The organism is Actinosynnema sp. NPDC050801 (assembly GCF_040673975.1).
In the GTDB taxonomy this organism is placed as follows: domain Bacteria; phylum Actinomycetota; class Actinomycetes; order Mycobacteriales; family Pseudonocardiaceae; genus Actinosynnema.
Window position 1 is genome coordinate 60086 of the sequence record NZ_JBFAQZ010000013.1, and the last position, 20221, is coordinate 80306.

Annotated in this window: 18 protein-coding genes and 1 pseudogene; 10 read left to right on the plus strand and 9 right to left on the minus strand. The window is 63.9% G+C overall.

Annotated elements, in window-relative coordinates:
- Positions 1-25 precede the first annotated feature (25 nt).
- From AB0K14_RS26495 to AB0K14_RS26505, 3 genes are all read right to left on the minus strand, one after another.
- Entirely contained in the window at positions 26-3037 is a 3012-nt protein-coding gene (locus AB0K14_RS26495) for a hypothetical protein (RefSeq protein ID WP_360455703.1), read from the minus strand.
- Between the two features lie 112 nt (positions 3038-3149).
- A complete protein-coding gene (locus tag AB0K14_RS26500) occupies positions 3150-3557 on the minus strand; it encodes a hypothetical protein (RefSeq protein ID WP_360455706.1) in 408 nt (135 codons plus the stop codon).
- 250 nt (positions 3558-3807) lie between these two features.
- Positions 3808-4353, minus strand: coding sequence for a hypothetical protein (locus tag AB0K14_RS26505; protein WP_360455709.1), 546 nt, complete (start codon positions 4351-4353; stop codon positions 3808-3810).
- 774 nt (positions 4354-5127) lie between these two features.
- Between AB0K14_RS26505 and AB0K14_RS26510 the strand changes: the two genes are divergently transcribed.
- The 7 genes and pseudogenes from AB0K14_RS26510 to AB0K14_RS26540 all read left to right on the plus strand — a co-directional run bounded on the left by AB0K14_RS26510 (position 5128) and on the right by AB0K14_RS26540 (position 10863).
- Entirely contained in the window at positions 5128-5505 is a 378-nt protein-coding gene (locus AB0K14_RS26510; RefSeq protein WP_360455712.1) for a CU044_2847 family protein, read from the plus strand.
- Positions 5506-5766: 261 nt separating this feature from the next.
- Entirely contained in the window at positions 5767-8151 is a 2385-nt protein-coding gene (locus AB0K14_RS26515; RefSeq protein ID WP_360455715.1) for a trypsin-like peptidase domain-containing protein, read from the plus strand.
- Between the two features lie 108 nt (positions 8152-8259).
- Positions 8260-8442: pseudogene (locus AB0K14_RS26520) on the plus strand (transposase domain-containing protein); the annotation flags it as partial.
- An 85-nt stretch (positions 8443-8527) separates the two neighbouring features.
- A complete protein-coding gene (locus AB0K14_RS26525) occupies positions 8528-9181 on the plus strand; it encodes an IS4 family transposase (protein WP_360455718.1) in 654 nt (217 codons plus the stop codon).
- A 186-nt stretch (positions 9182-9367) separates the two neighbouring features.
- Positions 9368-10141 (plus strand): helix-turn-helix domain-containing protein, encoded by a 774-nt coding sequence (locus tag AB0K14_RS26530; RefSeq protein ID WP_360455720.1) that lies wholly within the window; start codon positions 9368-9370, stop codon positions 10139-10141.
- Complete coding sequence (locus tag AB0K14_RS26535; RefSeq protein ID WP_360455723.1) at positions 10068-10331, plus strand: integrase core domain-containing protein; 264 nt, start codon at positions 10068-10070, stop codon at positions 10329-10331. Before AB0K14_RS26530 ends, AB0K14_RS26535 begins: the two co-directional genes overlap by 74 nt.
- A 40-nt stretch (positions 10332-10371) precedes the next feature.
- Positions 10372-10863, plus strand: coding sequence for a hypothetical protein (locus tag AB0K14_RS26540; protein WP_360455726.1), 492 nt, complete (start codon positions 10372-10374; stop codon positions 10861-10863).
- Positions 10864-11379: 516 nt separating this feature from the next.
- On the opposite strand, the gene AB0K14_RS26545 is transcribed toward AB0K14_RS26540, so the two are convergent.
- From AB0K14_RS26545 to AB0K14_RS26555, 3 genes are read right to left on the minus strand one after another with little or no spacing between them, the layout of a single operon-like run.
- Positions 11380-13143, minus strand: a complete 1764-nt coding sequence (locus AB0K14_RS26545; RefSeq protein ID WP_360455729.1) for a DUF2326 domain-containing protein — start codon at positions 13141-13143, stop codon at positions 11380-11382.
- Positions 13144-13172: 29 nt separating this feature from the next.
- Positions 13173-13412, minus strand: a complete 240-nt coding sequence (locus tag AB0K14_RS26550) for an ABC-three component system middle component 8 (protein ID WP_360455732.1) — start codon at positions 13410-13412, stop codon at positions 13173-13175.
- On the minus strand, positions 13396-14352 hold the full coding sequence (locus AB0K14_RS26555; RefSeq protein WP_360455735.1) for an ABC-three component system protein: 957 nt from the start codon (positions 14350-14352) through the stop codon (positions 13396-13398). The genes AB0K14_RS26550 and AB0K14_RS26555 overlap by 17 nt, the downstream gene beginning before the upstream one ends.
- Before the next feature lie 532 nt (positions 14353-14884).
- Between AB0K14_RS26555 and AB0K14_RS26560 the strand changes: the two genes are divergently transcribed.
- The 3 genes from AB0K14_RS26560 (at position 14885) to AB0K14_RS26570 (ending at position 17655) form a co-directional block, all read left to right on the plus strand.
- Positions 14885-15220 carry a hypothetical protein gene (locus tag AB0K14_RS26560; protein ID WP_360455738.1) on the plus strand — a complete coding sequence of 112 codons (336 nt, stop codon included), beginning with the start codon at positions 14885-14887 and terminating at the stop codon, positions 15218-15220.
- A gap of 88 nt (positions 15221-15308) precedes the next feature.
- Positions 15309-15767 (plus strand): hypothetical protein, encoded by a 459-nt coding sequence (locus AB0K14_RS26565; protein ID WP_360455741.1) that lies wholly within the window; start codon positions 15309-15311, stop codon positions 15765-15767.
- Positions 15768-16008: 241 nt separating this feature from the next.
- Positions 16009-17655 (plus strand): transcriptional regulator, encoded by a 1647-nt coding sequence (locus tag AB0K14_RS26570; RefSeq protein ID WP_360455744.1) that lies wholly within the window; start codon positions 16009-16011, stop codon positions 17653-17655.
- Here the strand turns inward: AB0K14_RS26570 and AB0K14_RS26575 are convergent.
- From AB0K14_RS26575 to AB0K14_RS26585, 3 genes are all read right to left on the minus strand, one after another.
- A complete protein-coding gene (locus tag AB0K14_RS26575; protein ID WP_360455747.1) occupies positions 17644-17994 on the minus strand; it encodes a signal peptidase I in 351 nt (116 codons plus the stop codon). The two genes, AB0K14_RS26570 and AB0K14_RS26575, sit on opposite strands and share 12 nt — an antisense overlap.
- Positions 17991-19562, minus strand: a complete 1572-nt coding sequence (locus tag AB0K14_RS26580; RefSeq protein ID WP_360455749.1) for a transcriptional regulator — start codon at positions 19560-19562, stop codon at positions 17991-17993. Before AB0K14_RS26580 ends, AB0K14_RS26575 begins: the two co-directional genes overlap by 4 nt.
- Positions 19563-19699: 137 nt before the next feature.
- The gene (locus AB0K14_RS26585; protein WP_106614129.1) at positions 19700-20083 is read right to left on the minus strand and encodes a helix-turn-helix transcriptional regulator; all 384 of its coding nucleotides are present in this window, start codon (positions 20081-20083) and stop codon (positions 19700-19702) included.
- Positions 20084-20221 lie beyond the last annotated feature (138 nt).

The following is a 20221-nucleotide window of genomic DNA, read 5'->3' on the forward strand; positions in this document are numbered from 1 at the left end:
TCCACGAGTTACTGCACTGTCTGAATCAGTCGGCGACGGCGGGATCGACCTGGTACGGCTCGGCGGGCGGAACCTCAATGTCGGCGTTGGCATTGCGGATGGCGTCGCCTAGCAGCGCGCGGTGTCGTTGCGAGTTAGCGAGCGACACCATGAACCCGTGGCCCTCGCGATCGCGTTCGACCGCCCACGGCAGCAAGTCTGCGGGTTGCGTGGGAGGGGCGTAGCGCCACAGGTCGGGACGAGCGGGTTGGGTCCGGAAGGACTTGGCTGGCTTGGGCAGGGTACGTTCGAGGAACTCCAGCACGTTGTCCAGCGACTGCAACACGTGGACGCAGTTGCGCAGCGAGCCAGCCGGAGCCGTCGCGAGCACGGTGAACAGGCGCAATAACTGGCCCGAGCCGTGCTCGGCGCGCTGGCGGATCTCGGCGAACAACTGCTCCTCGGTCAGGGTGCCGGCGAAGACCTGCCGGTTGATGACGTCCATCGGGGTCAGCGCGCTCTTGCGGCCGCGCAAGGTGAAGCCGACGGCCGCGAGGACGAGCAGGAGGGCGGGCACATCGATGAGGATCTCGACCTCGCCGCGGATCGGCATGTCCACCGGCAGCACCGCGAAGACCGCGGCAGCGAGGATCAGCAGAACGATCCGGGGAGCGGTCCGCACTGCGCGCAGACGATCACGCCACGAATCCGCGTGACGACCCCACTCCGGCCGGTAGTCCGGAACACGCAACAACACACGGTGCGGCAGCAGCCACTGCTTGCCGCGCGGCGGATTGTCGTGCAGCACCGCGGCGAACATGGTGATCGGCCACGCGAAGGCCCACACGAAGATGACGCTGCCGGCGAGACCGACGAAGTCGAGCTCGGTCGCCTCGACCACCAGGGCGAAGAGGGCGTTCACCGTGAGCGCAAAGACCAGGGCGCTGCCCACTATCCCGGTCGCGACCAAAGTGATCGCGTCCGACGTCGTCATGCGCTCGAGACCCTTGCGCAGCCGCCAAGCGAGCGCCGCCAGCCCTGCCGCCAAGCCGCAGAGGGTCAGCACACCTGGTACGTGTGCGGCTCTCGTCGCCTGAGACAGCAGCAGCACCGCCCCTCCCGCCAGAGTGGCCATCGCCACCTTGGCGGACGCTTCCAGCAGGTCAACCAGAATGCCCCGCTCGTGGCGCGCGGGAAGCGGGAGCGGTGCGTCCAGCCACGTGCTCACTCCCTGCGCCACTATGACGAACCGCTCCGCGAACGTTGTCCTTGCCAGGTCGACCCGCAGGTAGGACGCGATGATCGAGGTCGTTCGCTCGTCGTAGTGCAACGACCTGGCTTGCCGGTACAACGCGAGAACGTGGTCCGGTGAGCAGAGTGGCAGTAGGTCCAGTGCGAGGTCCCGCTCGTGCCGACCGCCGCCGAAGACCGCCTGCCACACCACCTGGTCCACCGACGCCCGCAGCCCTGGCGAGATCGGCAGGGCCGGTCGTGTGAACGCCGCTGCGGAGACGACCTCCAGGACGTGCAGCACCTCCTGGTCCCAGCGGAAGGAGCCCAGCGGGGGCAGGGTAGCCGATAAGGCGGGGTCCGGCGCGCCGCAGCGCTGCGCCACGAGGTCGTCCACGGCCTGCATCAGGGATGCCGTATAGGTATCGTCGGCGCGGCGCAGGACAGTGATGAGCAGCGCTCGGGTGGATTCGTTGCGCACCATGACCGGCAGCGCGGGCGCCAGGCGGGTACGCACGACGTAGCCTGCGGCCAGATGGGTTCCCACGATCGGGAAGCGGAACGTGAAACCGCCGCGTTCCACCGCACCCAACTGCGCCGCCAGCAATGCCGCGGCCTCGTGCTCACCCGCCTCGGCCATGATCACGCGATAGGCCGTCGCCTCTGCCCGCTCGCGCAGTGCCACCGCTGTCTGACCGACGGCTGCGTGCCGGTCCAGCCGGGTGCCGATGAACGACTCCACGACACTGCCGATGTCCGTCCCGGCGGGCGCGTCGAGGACATGCACCCCGAACTTCATGATCAGTTCCGGTGTGGCGAGCAACTCGGCGAGCTCGTTATCGACCAGCGCGGTGACGGTGAGGCCTTGCTTTTCCAGCAGCACACGGGTCCGGTGGCGATCTGGCGGTCGCACGGTGAAGACCGGGCGCGCGTCGGGGAACTGGTCCCTCACCGCGACCAGGGCGCGGTCACGGTCGCGGTGACGCATGAAGTTCCGGAGCGCCTCGAAGTAAGCGACCTCCTGCTCGCGCGTCAGTTCTGCGTCGAGGTCGAACAGGAACACCCAGCGAGGTCCGCCGGGGTTGTCAAGGTAGGCCTCCAGTTTGCTGCCCAACGCCGAGTTGCCCTCCGACACCGACCGCTTGAGGTGGTCACGGACGAGGTCTTGGTCGATGGGGCCGCCGACCCTGGGCAGCATCCGTACCGACACGTATACGACCAGTTCGCGCGGCCTGCGCCGTTGCCGCACGCGGCGGCAGGCATCGGCCGCGAACTGCCACAATGCGACGCTCTTGCCGCTGCCCGGCACCCCTGCCACCACAGCGACCGACGCCGTGGCCATCCGCGACGTGGACAGCTCACGGACCGTCGACGTCCGTCCCCGACTCAACCACGCCAGCCCGTCGGAAACGTCCAGTGGCAGGGGCACGTGGTTCGACGGGACGAACCCGCTTTCTGCCTGCGTCCGCCGCACCGTCGCTTCGACCGCCGCGGCGATGTCGCGCAACACCGACCGGTCCGCCGACGGGGTGAGGATCGCCGTCGCCGCTCCGACCACGAGGAGCGCCAAGCCGAGCAACAGTGCGATGCCGAGCGGCAACCCGTCCGATGACAACGCGGTCACCTTGCGCCCTCGCAGTGCGACCACTGCGACTGCGACGGCGACACCTCCGAGCAGGGCGGTGATCCACCCGATCAGGGGGCGGAACGACCGGGTCTCGGACCGTCCGCGCACGAACTCGACCAGGAACGCGGCGAACGCGAGCACGGCCGCCGCGCCCGAGAACCACTCACCGACCGCCTCGATCGCCGCCACTAGTGCGTCCATCTAGTACGCCACCACTCCCGTGACCCGTCACGTGTCATCACAACAGGTAATCGAGCGCGCCAGCAGCCCGTTACGCCTGCCGACCTCGCCTCTGCGCTATCCCGTCGTACCGTCAGTACGACGAGAGCTGCGAGGTTGTGCACCGCGTCGGTGGTGATGTCCAGCGAGGTGACCAGCCAGCATCGCTGTTGCAGCTTGAGCACCGCGTGCGCGCAGCCGGGAGTCGATCACGTCCGCGTCGCCGGTGAGGATGACCGACAGGTCCAGGCCGTAGACGCCACGGTTGAGCTGCCACACCACCTCGGCGGGATAGTCCGTCGAGACCTTGCAGCACCAGCGAGGAGGCAACGTAGCGGTCACACAACACTACCCTGCCCTCGCGCAGCGCGGGCTGGATCTCGGTGTCGAGCCGGTGATGCCGGTCGGCGGCGCACAGGCAGGTCAGGGCCATCCCGCGGTAGGCGTCGATGCCGCGTCTGGCCAGCTCGCCCAGCGGCGCGCAAGAATGATTTCGTCTCATTTGGCTGCGGAGGGAATTGTAATTCGCGGTCCATGTCGCTTGGAATTTGCGGGGTTGCTCGCAGACGTGAGGGGTGCTCGAGCGTAAGGGTGGTCTGCAGGTCCGTCTCGTGCCCCCAAAAGTGCGGTCACGGGGCCGATGGAATAATCCGCCGAGCGAGGCCGGATGGAAGGGACCGCCTTGGTGGGCTTTGTCGAAGTTGCTGCGGTGAAGCTCGGCGAGACCCTGGTCAAGAGCGCGCTCGAAGCGATCACCGGCCAGGAGAGGCGTTCCTAGAGGCGGTCGTAGCGGCGGCGGTTGATCGGGTCGCCGTTGCAGTGTCGCAGCAGCGGTTCGGGGTGGGTTTGCCGTTGCCGCGGTGCCGGCGGTGGGCGAGCAGTGATGCGATCAGGGTGGGGCTGACAGGTTGCCTGCGGACGGTGGTGTTCTTCTCGCGGAGTTGGATCAGGCAGGTGGTGGGTTCGATGTCGTCCTCGCGCAGGGCGAGTGCTCCGCCGCGTCGGCACGCGGTCTCGAGGTGGAGTCGGAAGAGCAGGGTGTCCAGGACGGCGTCGCGTCCGCTGGCGGTGACGGCGTCGGCGAGTGCGGTGACTTCGGTGGGGCTGAGGGAGTGGCGGGTGGTGGGTCGTCGTCGGGGTTTGGGGACTTTGGCGGCGGGGTTGTGGTGGGGTGGGAGGAGGTTGTCGTTGATGGCGCGGTTGTAGATGGCGCGCGTGGCGGAGACGAGGTGTTCGGCGACGGAGTGGCCGCCGGTGTCGTTGCGTCGGATCCGTCGGTTCTCGACCAGGCGGCGCATGAGGCCTTCGATCTCTGTCGGGGTGACCTGGTCCAGGTGTCGTTCGCCGAAGGTCTCGGTGATGCGGGTCCAGTAGGTGCCGTAGGTGCGCCGGTGCCGGAGGCGGCTACGACCAGGGGGATGTAGTCGTTGAAGGTGGGCAGGTCTGTGGGTACCCACATGAGGTCTTCGGGGGTGAGGCCGAGTTGGGAGAGGAGCAGTCGGGCGGCGCGGACGGTCGTGGGGTCGGTGCTCACCAGGTCCTCGTGTCGGTGATGTTCGGCTGGGAGGTTCCGAGGCGCCGGGCTGCGGAATTGATCTTGCTCGGCCTCGGGTCGAGAGTTGTATCACCGTTGGCACGGGCTCGCAGGGCGGCAGATCGACGGTGCTGCCGTGCCTGTGTCGCCGGTTCATCCGTGCTTGGGGAGCACTTTGTGTCGGTGCCGCGTTCTACATCGTCGTTCACCCGATTGGATGCCGTACCTCTCGGGTGCTGCAACAGTTCAATTGTTCCACGACGACGGTTACGGCGAACAGGTGCACGCGTGGCGCGGAACGAGCTGTGGGGCCTGCCCGCCTTGTTCGGCGGCGAGGACTCGCGTCTGGAAGGGCTGCCGGGCGCTGCGTACGTTGGGACCTACGCCTTCGCGGGCTACCGGATGGTCGGCTTGGAGTCGGGTGACCCGCGCGTGTGGCTGGATGTGGTGTGCGGCGTGGTAGGGCGCAGCGGGCTGAAGCCGGACCCCGGCGATCTGCCTGCCGGGCCTTCCAAGATGACGTCTGCGGAGGAGCGAAGTGACCGAGTACGTAGAGGTGCGCACCGAGGACGGCGAGCTGGTGCCGTTCGAGACCGACGAGTACGACGGCACAGTGCAGGCCGGGCGGAACTGGGAGAAGGTTCAGGAGACCTTGGAGCAGGGTGTCGAGCGGGCTCGCCACGTCGCCCGCACAGTGGCAGCACGGGTCGCCGACATGCCGCCGCCCCGCCCAGACAAGGTGGCTGTGGAAATCGGCCTCAAAGCTGGTCTGAGCGGCGCGTTCGGCATCGCCAAGTCGTCCGCCGAGGCGCACATCAAGATCACCATAGAGTGGCATCGGAACGATGCGCCCGTGTCTGCGCCACCCGAGGACAACGAGTCGAAGCCGGCTGCGAACGGTGACGTAGAGGAGTAGAGCATCTTGACGAACCCGCTCCTGCATGGACGCCGGACGGGTCGATACCGAGCATTGACCAGCCAGAATGCAAGCTGCTGCTCCTCGTGGCCCGTCGATGGTCGACATCAAGGATCGACTTGCCTTGTTGATCACGCTGTCGCGACATAGTCAACGGTTGTACAGACTCGCAGTGTGGTCGATCACGAGAAATGATCGGTGTGGTGAGCGCGAGCCAAGGGAGGCCAAACGGTGTCATCGCAGGGGGACCGAGTCGTAGCCGTGCGGTCGTCAAAGCATGGGAGCGGGTTCCGGATTGGCGGTGACCTCGTCGTGACCGCATTGCACGTGTTGAACGAGGGCGTGGAGATCGCGGATTCCGGGATGTCGACGTGGTGGCCCGCTGAGGAGCTGTGGCGGAACACCGAGTTGGATGCGGCGCTCCTCCTCCTGGATCGGGAGCATGACCTGGGCCCAGTCCTGCCGGTACGGTGGGGGGTGCTCGCGTCGGAGACTCCTCGGTTGCCGGTGGAGGTCCAAGGGTTTCCGCGTTTCCTCACCGATACTGGTCAGGACGAGCCGTGGGGATTCGAGCAGGCCGACGGGCACATCAACCCCGCCTCGACCAGTCGCCACGGCGCAATGCACGTCAATGTGGACAGCAAGACCTTCACGATCGACCCTCATCAGTGGCCGGGGATCTCCGGAGGTCCGGTGCTGTGTCACGGGGCGGTGATCGGGCTGACGCAACGGGCTGGTGCACAACGCCTGGTTGCCATGCCGATCGAACATCTGCTGCGAGATTCAGAATTTCGCGATTCGGTGAAAGAACACTTGGGCGAGGTGCCGCCCCTGGAGGCGGTTGACCTGGCCGGGATCGCGCCTGGTCCGGTCCGCCCGCCGCGCTCCCCGTTGGGGTTGTTGCGCCCAGTTCAGGCTGCGCTGCCTTACATCCCGCGCGGCGATGAGTTGATTGACCTCTACACTTGGGCGACGAAGCCAGGGCTGGATGTGCGACTGGTGCACGGTCCTACCGGTTCGGGTAAGACTCGATTGGCACATGAACTGGTGCGGGCGGTGAACGGGCAGGGTGGTGCCGCGCTGTTCGTGGACGACATCGACACCCTGCGTCCGACTGCCATGGACAGCCTGCAACGCCTGACCAGGCTGACGCGACCGACACTGGTGGTCGTCGATTACGCCGAGACCAAACCCGATCTGGTCATCCTGCTGCTTGAAAGCCTGGTGTACAACGAGCCGGAGCGCCCAGTCAAACTGCTGTTGCTGGCCCGGTCGACCCGAGGCTGGTGGTCCCTGCTGCGGCGCAGGTCCGGCAACTATGGCGATGTGCTGCTCGACGCAGAGGTCAGCCATTTGACAGCGGCTCCCATGTCGCCGGAACAGGGCGACAAGGAATTCGACCGGGTGCTTGACGCCCTGGTGTCCGAACTGGCCGCGCTACCAAACTATAGTGACCACGACTGGGCTTCGGCTGTCGGCTACATTGCGGCCGTCCCCTACGCAGAGACTGGCATGCGGGTATATCCGATGGACTGTCAGGTCGATGCTCTCACCGCGTTGCTTGAAGCCGAGGGTCTGTCACCGGCGGACCACGGGTCGACGCTGGAGATGCTGCTGGGCCACGAACACCGGTACTGGCGCCAAGCCGCTCGGCAGTCGGGGTGGAATGTCCCGGACACGGTGCTCAATGTGTTGCTTGTGCTGGTCAACCTTTACGGTGCACAAAACCGCGCGGACGCGGTGGCGCTACTCAAGCGTTGCACTGGTCTTGACGACGAAAAGGTGTTGCGTTTTATTGCTGGCTTTTTCGACATCTTCAGTGAAGGTTCGGACTCCGGCCACTTCTGGAGTCCTGTGCGTCCCGGTGTGCTCGCTGAATATTTGGTTCTTGCCGGGATTCGCGAGGATCCAACGTTGCTGACGGCCACACTGCCGCACGTGCGTGAATACCAGGCGGTGCACGCGCTGGTCCTGCTCAGCCGCGCCGCACCCATGGACGTGGAAGTTTGGTCGTGGGTGGCCACGGCCGTGGCGAAACACAAGCATGTCCTGCCGTTCGATCTGCTGGCCGGCGCGGCGATCGCTGCCCCGGATCCTCGCGGAATAATCGACGCGTTGAAGGCGTCCCATGAGAAGTTGCGCCCCGATCAGAAAGTCGTCCTGTCCGCCATTGCGGGGGAGGTGGTCCCTGAGGAGGCGCGTCGGCATCTGTGGTCGCTGTATCTTCAGGCCTACTCGAGTCTGCCTGATGCCGGCTTGCGCCGCGCTGCGAACCGGGCCGCAGGCGTCACGGAAATCCTGGCGCTGTTCGCTCCGGAGTTGACAAACGCCGTCGACACGGGCATCGAGGTACTGCCCTTGGTTTCGGAGACACTGCGCCAGTTGTACAAGGCAGCTACCCAGCTCAATGAGGGGTACTACGACAGCGGCGAGCACGTCGCACACCGCGTTAATAAGGTTCACGGACTCGTCCACGAAGTGCTCGAACACTTAAATGAACTGACTGTGCACCGCCGCGTCTTTGATTCCAGCCTACGTCCACTGGACGAACTCTCTGCGCTGCTGCATGAGTTGGTTAACGAAGTCGCCGAGAGTCGGGCTCGGTTGAAAGATATCGTTAACTGGATTGACCCCAATGCCGTTTAGTTAGGTGGTTGTGGGTGTGTTGGCGCTGGTGGTGGGTGTGTTGTGACTACGGTGCGTGGGGTGTCGTCAGGGGTGGAGCGCCGGTTCACCGATGGGATCAGCCTGGGTGTGTTGACCAGGCTGATCGATCGGGATCTGGTGGATGAGGTGTTGGCGGTGACCGGTCGGCGGGAGAAGCGGTCGCGGTTGCTGCCGGCGCGGGTGGTGGTCTATTACGTGCTGGCGTTGTGTCTGTTCTTCGAGGATTCCTACGAAGAGGTGATGCGCAAGCTGGTCAACGGGCTGCGGTTTCTGGGCACGTGGAGGGACGGGTGGCGGGTGCCGCGACGGGGGCGATCTCGCAGGCCAGGCAACGCCTGGGTGCGGAGCCGTTGCGGTGTTGTTCGACCGGGTCGCGGTGCCGATGGCCGAACCGGGCACGAAGGGCGCCTGGTTGCGCGGGTGGCGGGTGATGGCGGTGGACGGGGTGGTGCTGGACGTGCCCGACACCCCGGACAACCGGAAGGTCTTCGATCGTCGCGGCGACACGGCGTTCCCGCAGGCCCGGGCGGTGGGGTTGGGCGAGTGCGGCACCCACGCCATCGTCGCGGCCGCGTTCGACTCCTGGCGGGTGCAGGAACGCGAACTGCTGCACCGGATCCTGGACCGGATGGAGCCGGGGATGCTGGTGCTGGCCGACCGGGGCTTTTACGGCTACGACATGTGGACCGCCGCCGCCGCGACGGGCGCGGACCTGCTCTGGCGGGTCACCGACACCGTCGAGTTACCGGTGTCGGAGTGGCTGCCGGACGGTTCCTACCGGTCCTTCCTGCTGCCCAAGCACGTCAGGAACAACCTGGGGCGGGGCAAGTCGCATTTCCGACTGGAGGAGTTGCGGGTGCAGGTGCGGGTGGTCGAGTACATGGTCACCGACCGCGGACCGTCCGACACCATCCGCCTGATCACCACCATCACCGACCCCGACCACGCCGCCGCGGCCGAACTGGCCGCGCTCTACCGGTGCCGCTCGAAAAGTCATCGTCGCTGGTAGAGCAAGGCGTGTCGCCGTGTTGAGAGCATGTCCGGGTGATCGTGTCCCTGCTGTATAAGATGACCCGGAGGTTGCTGTCCGTCCCGTCGGCCTTGCTGCGCAGCGAGGCGGCGGAGGACGCGGAGCTGCTCGTGCTGCGGCACGAGAATGCGGTCCTTCGTCGGCACCTGACAGGCCCGGTCCGCTATGAACCTGCGGATCGGTTCTGGTTCGCCGCACCTGTCCGGGTTGGTGGATCGTCGGCGGTGGCGGGAGGTCTTCCCGGTCACGCCGGGCACCCTGCTCGCCTGGCACCGCAGGTTCGTGGCCCGCAAGTGGGACCACACCGCGCGGCGACGCACCGGACGTCCACCAACTCGAGCGGTGATCAAGTCGTTCGTGCTGCGGCTCGCCAGAGAGAACCCGCGGTGGGGTCACCGGCGGATTCAAGGCGAACTGGCCCGGCTCGGCCACCGGATCGCCCACTCGACGGTCTGGCAGATCCTGCACGACGCGGGCATCGACCCGGTGCCACGCCGCTGCGGCCCGAGCTGGCGCGAGTTCCTCACCGCCCAGGCCCAGGGCATGATCGCGGCGGACTTCCTCTACCTCGACACCGTGCTCGGCACACGTCTGTACGCGCTGGTGTTCCTCGAACACGGCACCAGGCGCCTGCACATCACCGGCGTCACCGCCCACCCGACCCAGGCATGGACCACGCAGCAGGCCAGGAACCTCGCCGCCGACCACGCAGCAGGCCAGGAACCTCGCCGCCGACCTCGGACACCGGACGCCGTCCCTGCGCTTCCTGATCCGCGACCGCGACGGCAAGTACGGCGAAGCGTTCGACACCGTCTTCCAAGCCGACGATCTACACGTGCTCCGAAGCGCGCCGCAGGCACTTCGGATGAACGCCCACTGCGAACGGGTCATCGGCACCATCCGACGCGAGGCACTCGACCACATCCTGATCACCGGTGAGAGCCACGCACGGCATGTCCTCACGACCTACGAAGACCACTACAACCGACACCGACCCCACCAGGCCCGTGACCAACTACCACCCGAAGCCCAGCAGCACCCCACCGCGGTACACGACCTCGACACCCACAGACTGCACCGCACCCGCATCCTGGGCGGACTCATCAACGAGTACAGATACGCCGCTTGACCAGCAACAATGACTTTTCGAGCGGCACAGGCTCGGGCGATTGTTCGCGCCGGAGAACCGGGACCGGACCGTTGCCGCCCTGGTCGAGTCGCAGGGAACGAACGGCGCGGCGAACGGCAGGAAGGCGGCGAAAGCGCGGCTCGCCAAAGCGGAGGCTCAGTTGAGCCGGTTCCAAGAGGCCATCAAAGCCGGAATTGACCCGCTGGCACTGGTCGAGCCGATGAACGAGGCGCAGGCCGTTCGAGCTGCCGCGCGGGCGGAACTGGAGGGAACACCGGCACCGGACGCGCTCAGCACCGCCGAGGTGCACGCGATGATCGACTCGCTGGGTAACGTGGGAGCGGCCCTGGCTGATGCTGAGATAGAGAGCGTGGCGAGCTTCTACAGGGCGGTTGACCTGCAAGTTCGCTACACGCATACGGCCCACGAGGCTGATGTGATCATCAAACCTGTGGGCCGTGTGAATAGTGTGCGTGTCCGAGGAGCGACTTGTGCACTATCCACACGACTTGCTCTCCGCGTCACCCTTTGACCGAGGACTGCTAATCTGTCCCGCCCGCGTCTGCCTGGACCACGGGCGGGGCAGACGGGTAAGTAGGCGCACGTACACTTCGAACGGTGAATCGCTGATGCCTCGCTAAGGAAAGGCCGTAAAGCTCTTGGCAATCCGCTCGTATGTGAGCAGCGTAGGTCTGCGGCCTGGTGCGGATAGCGACCGAACGCGATGACTATGTGAAAGCGGTCGGACGACGTGGTCGGCACTGGAGACTGGAACTAGCCGACCGCTATTGGCCGTCTATTGACGCACCCCACTCTTGATGCCGCCCCTCGGTCCGCGTTCGATAGGCACACGCTGTGGCCCATTTCAGCCATCATATGGATGGTTGCAGGCCCGGCCCGTTCGGAGAGGTCGAAACCATCATGACAGCGTCTTATTTGACTGTCTTATAGTAGTCGGTCTCAACCGTACGAGCTTCTTCCCGGTCATCCCGCGGGTTGCGATTCAAGGGGTTCATCGACTTCCGTGGAGTCAAACTTCAATGCAGCCTTACCACGGTGTCATCTTGAACAAACGTCCATTGTCACCTTCGTCGTGAAGGAGTGCAATGACGTCACTATCGTCGATAGCTGCCTCCGTGGACCCTGTGGGTACAGGAACGTCGCTATCCAAGACGGAGATCACTGGCTGAATCCCCAGATCGGCATACTCGCGGAACACTCTCACCAGACTTTCCCGTTTGCGAGGTTCGAGCTGCTCCAGCGCCCCGTCGTGGTACACGAATCGTGGGAATGGCGCATCCAAGTACGTTCGCAGCAACGCTAGATCAAATGCGATGCAGAGAAGTTTCTTGTAAGATGTTCCTTTGTCGCCGCTGGTTGCGGTGCCGGATTCGCCAATGAACTCTGCACTGAAGTCGATCCCACCTGCCTGGTTCACCCTCATGGCGAGAATAGCGTTCTGTCCGAGGACCTGGAAGATAATCTCAGTGAAGAAACGCCGCAGCCGTCCAAATCTGCTGTCTTCGTTCTGACTGAGCGACTCGAGCTGCTCTTCTACTGCAGTTACGAGGTGACCGTACTCTTCGTTGAGTGTCCGTACTTGACGGCGAAGTTCAATTAGCCTCGTTGCGGCAACCCTGCGATTCTCAAGATTGATTAGATCTGATCGCATTACGGTGAGCTCATTGCTGAGTTCTTTGTACTTCGCCAGTGCTTCAGATTGGCGAAGGTACGCGAGGGCGCGAGCGCGCGATTCGTTTAGGTGCTTAAGTTCCGAATCGATCGAAACTAGCCGTTCTTGTGCTTCTTTGGATTGCCGCTCTAGCGCTTCTCGACGTTCCTGGGTGATGGCACGATTGAATGCAATTAGTTGCTCGTAATCTCGCTTAATCTGTTCGCCGAGCGTAATTCCTGCCTCGGCGAATAGCTTCTCGGCGTCTGAAGGCCGAAAAATTACCCGCTCTTCCTCGAGCGAGCTTGCAATTCGAGTTAGAAGTTGCGCGAGTCGGTACTTCTCCTCATTCAATCCTGATATGCGATTTTCGATCTCATCAACAACTTCGGCCGTTACCCGGCTATCGTCGTCCGAAAAGTCAAGGGTATCGAGCGCTTTTTCGCGAGCTTCGATGTCACGACGTTTCACAGATATAAGACCGTCGAGTACGGAAGGATCAGCCGCTTCGCTTCCCCACTCTTGCGTCACTGAGTTCAGATGCGTCGTCGCTTGCGCAGCCTCTTCACGTTTGTCGTAAAGGGCTATTACGGCTTCAGATTCCATGCCTAGGAGATGTGCTACAAAAGGCTTCCAGTCTTGGTGTTTGCCTGAAAATTTTCCTAGCTGGAAGACATCAAGATAGTCAGATTGCGATCGGATTAGATATCCGACCAGCTTCCGGAAACCCCAGGGCCTCAGAGCTTCAAGCTTAAGATACCCGTCAAGCAGTAGCCGGGCACGATCAAAAGAAAGGCCGAGATGATCCCAATCTTCTACGCTGGCGTTCGTCGCGTCGGATACAGGGCGATCACTATGTAGGAAGTCGATCTTAGTCCCTGGGTCAACAGCGCGACCAATCGTGAGGAACGACCCGTCGTCAAGTGCAATTTCTAGGTAGAACGTGAATTCGCGGAACCGCTGCTCGTTCTTAAAAAGGAAGAATGTGCTAGATTTTCCTTTGAGTAGGCAGAAGTCAATAAGCTCGCCAACGGTGGTCTTGCCTAGATTGTGCGTATCCAAGAGTCGATTCTCAGGCACGCGAATCTCGGCCAGTACCACTGACATGCCGTCATTGAACACCAGCGGCTCGAAGATCATAGGCGTATTGCTGTACAGCCTGCGAAGTTTCACGATTTACCCGTATACTCGAAGGTGTCAACGGTCTTCCTGTAATCGACGAGCCCTAGCAGGTACAGTAAGCTAACTGCTGGTGTAAAAAGGTAATCCGCCGAGTCTGACCTTTTCTCGAGCACTGCTTTGAGTTCATCGTATGCAACGGCGCGTTTCCGGCGCAATGCTTTGAGGAGCAGTGTGGCTGCCGCCAGCACAGTCTCGTCAGGGTGAGAGTGCTTATTGGGTAGAAGCATCTTGCGTCTCCCCAATGTCGCAATGCCAGTACATATAAAATAGCATTACTCGCAATAATCTCCGGTGGCGAGAAAGTACGACATCGCGTTTGACGAGGAGGTCGACCAGATAATTGAAAACTTTATCGAAACTTTGGAACTCTGCACGGTGTGCGATGACTTTGAGTTGAAAGTCTTCAACTGCGCTGTCGTATAGTTCGCGTACTGCTACGTTTGCGGGGTGCGCGAGAAATTTATCGATCTGGGCGGTATAGGGGAGATACCTGTCGCTCAGTGTCTTGGCGAAACTCGGTGACATATTGTTCAACGCGTTCTTTTCCACATAGGAGACCCGGTCAACTACGGGTGCATCTGCGTCCAACAGTGGAAGATCAAACTCCCGCGCGATAGCCAAAATTACTTCCGCCAGGTCACTACTTGATACCAGAAGAGGCCCGTCAATCGGATCAATTCTCGCGAGGACAGTGACGTCTGGGAACATGTGCAACAGGGTGTCAAGATACTCGGTGCCAGCGAGAAATACCCTCTTCGATTCCAGGCCTGTATCGGCGACGATGCGCTTCTTTATTTCTTCATGACTAACAGCACCGAGTCGGCGATTTGCAAAAAGTGCATAGTTGTCGACCTCGTTTACAGCGACGAGCTTCTTGATGCGGCCGATCTCTTCGGTAAGGGTACTGCTGTCATTTCTTCCGCTGAATCCGCTGTCGCTGTAGTGAACGTTGGTGCCGTTCGTGTGCTTAGCTTGTATGATCGTCAGTCCGGTCCAAGGCTCTGCTGTGCTCGGGAAACGCTCAGCTGTACCTTCGAAGCGGGCGTCACGTCCTCCATCAACTCCGGTTGCGAAGGATTGGACTGCCATGCCGCAGAGCTTGCGCGCACACTCGACTACAAGTCGCTCGAATTGAGCGTCATCGAGGTCTTCGTATGCGTAGCTCATCCGACGATTCTACTAGTACTTGGGCCGCGACGTGCGCTTCACGGTCGTCTGTGTCGCAACCGTTGTGCCGTGCGCTGCCAGTAGAAGATCGGCGAGCCCGGTGCTTCTGTGCACCACTCTGCACCGTCGTTGCAGGTGACGCAGGCAGCCTCAGAACCAGGACGGTCGGCTGGGGCCAGCACGAGGAGCGTTGGCCGTAGAGGTTCCGGCCAGCGTTAGCCAGGCTGGTGCCCGTCCTGCGCGCTGACGTCGGTGGGCCTGGCAGGTCACTGGAGGGTCATTCGCCTCGACTGGACCGCTGGCCAAGCTGTGGTCATCGGATCGTCTGAGGCGGTGATGGGCTTGTTGTGGAGTGAGTTGGCGAGTGATGCTGGCGGGATTGTGCTGTTCCTGGTGTGGCTCGTGATTCTTCTGCTCTACCTCGTCGCTGTCGGTAGGCGGTACGTGCGGCAGTGCCAGGAGAACGCACAGGCGGCGGTTTGGGCGCGGGATGAGGTGCGTCTGATCCGTGAGGAGCAGAGGGAAGGCAGTCATGACCTTGACGCTGGTGAGTGACAGGGACCAGGGAGAGGGTGGGGAGACGCCCGCTTCGTTGTTCGATGATCCGAAGATCGTCGGTGAGGTTCAGGAGTTGGTGGACGATCAGGCTCCGCGGGTGTTCGCGGTGGTTCAGGAGACGTTCGGGCCGCCGGAAGACTTGCAGATCGTGGCGTGGGGGATGACCAGCAGGACGGGTGTGGAGGTGGTCGGTGTTCACGGTGGGACGCGCATGGGTCTTCAGTCGGCGGAGAATGCGCTGATCTTCTACCGGGTCGGTGGGCGTGCGATTCCCCGGATCTTCTGGGTTGGTGGCGAAGGTGGGGAGTAGCGGGCTGGAGACCGCGTTGGAGTGTGTCTCCCGCGGGTGGCCGGTGGTTCCGGGTGCGCTGTGGGTCGATGACACCTACGTCGACCCCGTGACGGGCGCTGACTCCGATGTGCTCGCCCTGTCGTCTCCGGCGTTGGCGACGCTGGACCCGGGTGAGGTCCGGCGGTTGTGGCCGGCGCTGGAGGAGGGTGTCACGCGGTCGACGTTAATTGTCCTCGGGGAGCTGATGACGGCGATCGTTGTGAGGCCGGAGCAAGCGCGGCGGGTGATCGAGTCGGAGGCGTTCAGAGCTTCGCCGACGCCTGTGGTGATGCTGCCGGTCCCGATGTTCGGCGTGATGATCGAGTCGGCGGTGTTCGTGGTGTCGTCGGCGGAGGGGTTGGACGAGAAGTTGGTCTTCCCCGCGGACGGGTTGCTGCCGCTGCCACCGACTGTGGTCGAGGGGTACGAGACGCGGTGGCTGGTGTCGCCGGTCGAGTGTGACGGGCTGATGAGCGGGCCGGAGCTGGCGCGGCTGTTGGCGCTGGAGACTTCCAACCGTCGTTGACCGCACCTTCGACGGTTGGGCATGGGGTGCCGGACGCCTCCCCCGGCACCTGTGGGACGGGACGGCCGTGTGCGAACCATCCATTCGGATGGCGTCGCACACGGCCGTTTCGTGCGTATGGGACGGGCTCGTGTGTCCCGTCCCAGCCGTCACTGCTGGGTGTTTCCGCTGGTCAATGCCGGTGCGGAGGTTGTCCCGTTGGTAGGGACGGGTTGGCCTGGTGGGACGGGGCTGGGGACGGGTGAGTGTCACGTCGTGGCACACTGAAATCAACGGCTCGTCAGCGCAGAATCAGCCGGTAGGTGAGGTGGTCATGCGGACGGCGCGCACGGTGCTTGAGCAGAAGATCTGGGATCGACAGCAGACGCTTGAGGAGTTCGCCGAGTACGTCGAGGTCTTCGCGCGGGAGGCCGGAGAGCCCGGCACGATCAGCTTGCGCCACCTCCACCGGCTTGCGGCAGGGCGGCGGTCGTCTGGTCAGCCGCTTGGTCCCGTGCGGCCGGTGACTGCTCGGCTGTTGGAGAAGATTTTTCGGACCAGCATCCATGATCTGTTGGCGGAGCCTTCGGCCGCCGGCTCCGCGGGGAACGGGGTCGGCAAGCTGGATGTGCGTGGGAACGTCGACTTGGCTGACATGGCGGACTGGTTGGACGAGCGGGCCGGATGGTCGCCGGGGGAGAGTCGGGCGAAGGTTCACGCGAAGCTGGCTACGTTCGAGGCGGGAACGCTGGTCGACCGTCGGTATCGGCGCGCGAAGGCGAGTCGGGAGCAGATCGTTCGTGCGCTGCGTGCGTACTACCGGCGTGGAGTCGCGGGGTACGACATGTACCGGGTGCGTTGTGGTGGCGAAGACGTCAGGACCAGCATCCTCGCGCGTCCCGAGTGGCTTGCTCACTCAGCTTCGTTGACTGCGGAGAACGACCGCTTGGTGCTTGCCGGTCGTCGTGACGGCTCGCGTGCTGGCTTGAGTGAGGCGGCGGCGGAAGCGGCTGTGGCGCGACTCGCTGAGTGGGCGGCGTTGGACGTGAGGGTCATGAACCTGCCGCTCTACCGACTGTTGAGCGTCGACGTCGGCTCGGCCATCGGCGGCACGGTGGGTCTGGTGGACTTCGCCGAGTACGCGCTGACTGCGGATCTGCTGGAAGGCGAGCTGGTCGACGCGGTGGCTACTGGCGCTGAACCTGGTGCTCTGCCGCTTCGGCGCGAGTTCCTGCCGAGTCTCGAGGCCGTGCTCGACCTACCGGGGCGGGTGTGCGCGGGTGGTGTGCTTGCGCTGTGTGCGATTGCTCGGCCGCGTGATCCGTACCGTGGGGCGCCGGACTACGCGCTGCTGGTGCAGGAGCGGTCCGGGCATGTGCTCAACACGTCCGGGCGGCTGGCCGTTGTACCGAAGGGTTTCCACCAGCCGCTGACCGATGTGCGCGCGGATGCTCCGGTCAGTGCCACCCTGCTCCGTGAGCTGGAAGAGGAGCTGTTCGGGCGCGACGAGGTGGACACCACGATGGGGGAGGGCCGTGCGGCTTCTCCGATGCACCCTGGTCGGTGGTCTGAGCCGATGCGGTGGCTGCGTGATGATCCGAGAAGGATGCCGATGGAGTGCACTGGGTTTGGGCTCAACCTGGTCAGCGGGAATTACGAGTTCGCCAGTCTTGTGGTAATCGAGGACGAGGAGTTTTGGACGCGCTTCGGCGGGGCGATTGAGTCCAACTGGGAGGCGTCCGGGTTGCGACTGTATTCGAGCCTTGATGAGGAGTTGATTGCCGACTTGGTGACGCACGAGTCCTGGAGCAACGAAGGTCTGTTCGCGTTGCTTCAAGGACTTCGGCGGCTCGCGGAGATCGGCGGCAGGCGGGTGAGGCTGCCAGCGGTTGAGGTGTCAGGTCTGTGACGGCCAGCGGACCGTGAGGACGGTCGAGTCTTCGAGCGCTTCCCACGAGTGATCGACGCCGGCACCCCACATCACGTAGTCACCGGGGCGGGTCATGGTGGTGTTGCCCTCGGTGGTGTCGATGCGGAAGTTGCCCTGTACCAACAGGACCAGGGTCGTCCGCTGGTCGTCGGAGGTCCACTCGACACGCTTGTCACCCGCCGAGTGGTTGAACCACTTGACCTCAACGTCCTTCTGGGACCGGACACCCTCCGACGGGTCGATGAAGTGGCCCACCAGCCAGCCGCGGGTCACCGCGCCGTCTTCGTTGGCGTTTCCGGCTTGCCAGTTGGCGGTCACTCTGTCTCCCATTCGATCGTTGGCAAGTTCACGCGACTCCCGCCGATTTGCTGTAGACGGCGGAGGCCCTGGAGGAGCGCGAACAGTCCTTCGTTGCTCCACGCTACATCGCTGGTCAGTTCTTCAAGACTGTCGGTGTCGAGGCTGGAGAACTGGCGCAGGTTCGATGCTTCCCAGTTCGCTCGAACCTGTCCGCCGAACTCGGTCCAGAACTGCTCGTCTTCGATGACGATCAGGCTGGCAAACTCGAAGTTGCCGCTGACGAGGTTCAAGCCGAAGCCGGTGCACTCCATCCGAAGGCGGCCCGGTTCTGCGAGCAGCCAGCGCATCGGCTCGGAGAGGCGAGTCGGGTGCATCGGGTCCGCGTGGCGTTGGTCGCTGACGGTGTTGTCGATGTCGTCGCGGCCGAACAGCTCCTCTTCCATCTCACGGCGGAGGGTCGCGCCGATCTGGGCATCGGCTCGGTAGTCGGTCAGCGGCTGGTGGAAGCCCTTGGGGATCACGGCCAGGCGGCGTGCGGCGTTGATGACGTGGCCTGAGCGTTCCTGAACCAGCAGAAGGTAGTCCGCTTCACCGCGGAACGGGTCGGCCGGTCGTGCGATCGCGGTCAGAGCGAGGGCACCGCCCGCGCACATGCGGTCGGAGACGTCGAGGACCGAGGGCAGGTCGGGTAGGTAGGCGTCGCGGAGGGGGAGGGTGCCGGGCCTGATCGGCTGGCCCGTGGTGAGAGCGTCGACCAACTCGCCTTCGAGTAGGTCCATCGTCACCACGTACCCCACGAAGTTCGTCACGCCGACGCTGCCGTCGAGCTTGTGCCTCTGCACACCCACGTCGAGCAGTCGGTACAGCGGCATGTTGACCATGCGGTTGCCGAGCGCCAGCGCTTCGGCGAGCCGTTGTGCCGCGTGTCCGGCGCTTGCCTCGTCCATCGTCTGGTGATCGTTCGGGATGACGGTCGACAGCTTGAGCCGGTCGTGGGTCGGGATGAGTGGGCAGTCGAGGTCGAGCCAGTCCGGGTGCGTGAGCACGGTCGTGGACGCACGCGTGCTGGAGCCGAAGCGCGCGGCATAGCGGCCGTGGCCGGTGGTGGCCGTGCCGTAGTACTCGGCGAGCGCTCGTGCTGTGTCGCGCTGGTTCACCCGTCCTCGACGGACGCCCCGGTCCTGTAGTGCGCGGACGTCGAGGCGCACGAGGCGTCCGGCGACATCGCGCCGTGCCGTTCCCGGTTCCCAGCCTGCGTGCTGGTCGAGCCAGTCCAGCGCCGCGACGATGTTCGGGTCGGAACTGAGCCGTAGTTCGGCGTCGGCCGCCGAGCCATCGGGGAGGTTGAGCTTCGGTTCGGCGATCAGGGCGGCGAACCTGGCCTGAACTGTGGGGTCGGCCTGGTCGTGGGCGGTGTCGAGGAGCTGTTGCATCTCGGACTTCGGCTTCAGGTCCGGTTTCTGGTGCCAGCCGGCGACCGTGCGGACGGCGATTCCCAGGTGCTCGGCGAACGCTTCGTTCGTGAGGCGCATGGCTGCCTGGAGTGCGCTGGCGGTTCGGCCGGTCCAACCCTCGTGCTGGCTCATCTTCTCGCTATCCCCCGGAGCGATGTGCACTGGTGGTGCACTGGATGTGCATCGGTGATGCATGGGGCCGAAGGCGTCTCCGCTGTGGAATTGAGCCTATGGAAAGCAGCTCGCTCTACCAGCGGAAATGCATCGCGCTAACGGCGGTCGCGGACGTGTTCGATCACGGTCGAGAGGTCCGACTTGAGGTCGTCGAGGCGGTCGGTGATGTCGTTGAGCCGCTGCTCGAAACCGTCCAAACGGGACCAGAGGCTGTCGGTCGGGTTGGTGATCGGCTCGTCGGCCTCCGGTGGCCTTCGACCGTGCAGCACGGAGTCCAGGTGCTGCGGGTGCCAGCCGAGCGTGGTCGACAGGGACTCAAGGGTCCGTGGGCTGCGGCGGCGTTCGACCGTGTGGTGCTGGATCTCGCGCACGATCGCTTGGGAGACGTGCGAGCGTTCCGCAAGCTCCCGTTGACGCCAACCCAGCTCATTCACGCGCTGGTTGATGGCCTTGGCGACTGCCGCCCAATCCTCCGACACGTATTCCTCCGCGCTCCGCCTCAGCGCTGAGATTAGCCGTCTTCCGCTGTTCCGTGACGTGACACGGCGCATTTCGTGCCGGGTGCGATCAAACGCGCCTTCCGTTGCGCTGAAATCAGCAATCTAGAGCTGAAATCG

Coding starts and splice junctions, on each gene's coding strand:
- AB0K14_RS26535 (WP_360455723.1), top strand. CDS start 10,068: ATGAACGCCCACTGCGAACGGGTCATCGGCACCATCCGACGCGAGGCA.
- AB0K14_RS26500 (WP_360455706.1), bottom strand. CDS start 3,557: ATGAGACGAAATCATTCTTGCGCGCCGCTGGGCGAGCTGGCCAGACGC.
- AB0K14_RS26560 (WP_360455738.1), top strand. CDS start 14,885: ATGACCTTGACGCTGGTGAGTGACAGGGACCAGGGAGAGGGTGGGGAG.
- AB0K14_RS26505 (WP_360455709.1), bottom strand. CDS start 4,353: ATGCGCCGCCTGGTCGAGAACCGACGGATCCGACGCAACGACACCGGC.
- AB0K14_RS26555 (WP_360455735.1), bottom strand. CDS start 14,352: ATGAGCTACGCATACGAAGACCTCGATGACGCTCAATTCGAGCGACTT.
- AB0K14_RS26495 (WP_360455703.1), bottom strand. CDS start 3,037: ATGGACGCACTAGTGGCGGCGATCGAGGCGGTCGGTGAGTGGTTCTCG.
- AB0K14_RS26550 (WP_360455732.1), bottom strand. CDS start 13,412: ATGCTTCTACCCAATAAGCACTCTCACCCTGACGAGACTGTGCTGGCG.
- AB0K14_RS26580 (WP_360455749.1), bottom strand. CDS start 19,562: ATGAGCCAGCACGAGGGTTGGACCGGCCGAACCGCCAGCGCACTCCAG.
- AB0K14_RS26545 (WP_360455729.1), bottom strand. CDS start 13,143: ATGATCTTCGAGCCGCTGGTGTTCAATGACGGCATGTCAGTGGTACTG.
- AB0K14_RS26530 (WP_360455720.1), top strand. CDS start 9,368: ATGAACCTGCGGATCGGTTCTGGTTCGCCGCACCTGTCCGGGTTGGTG.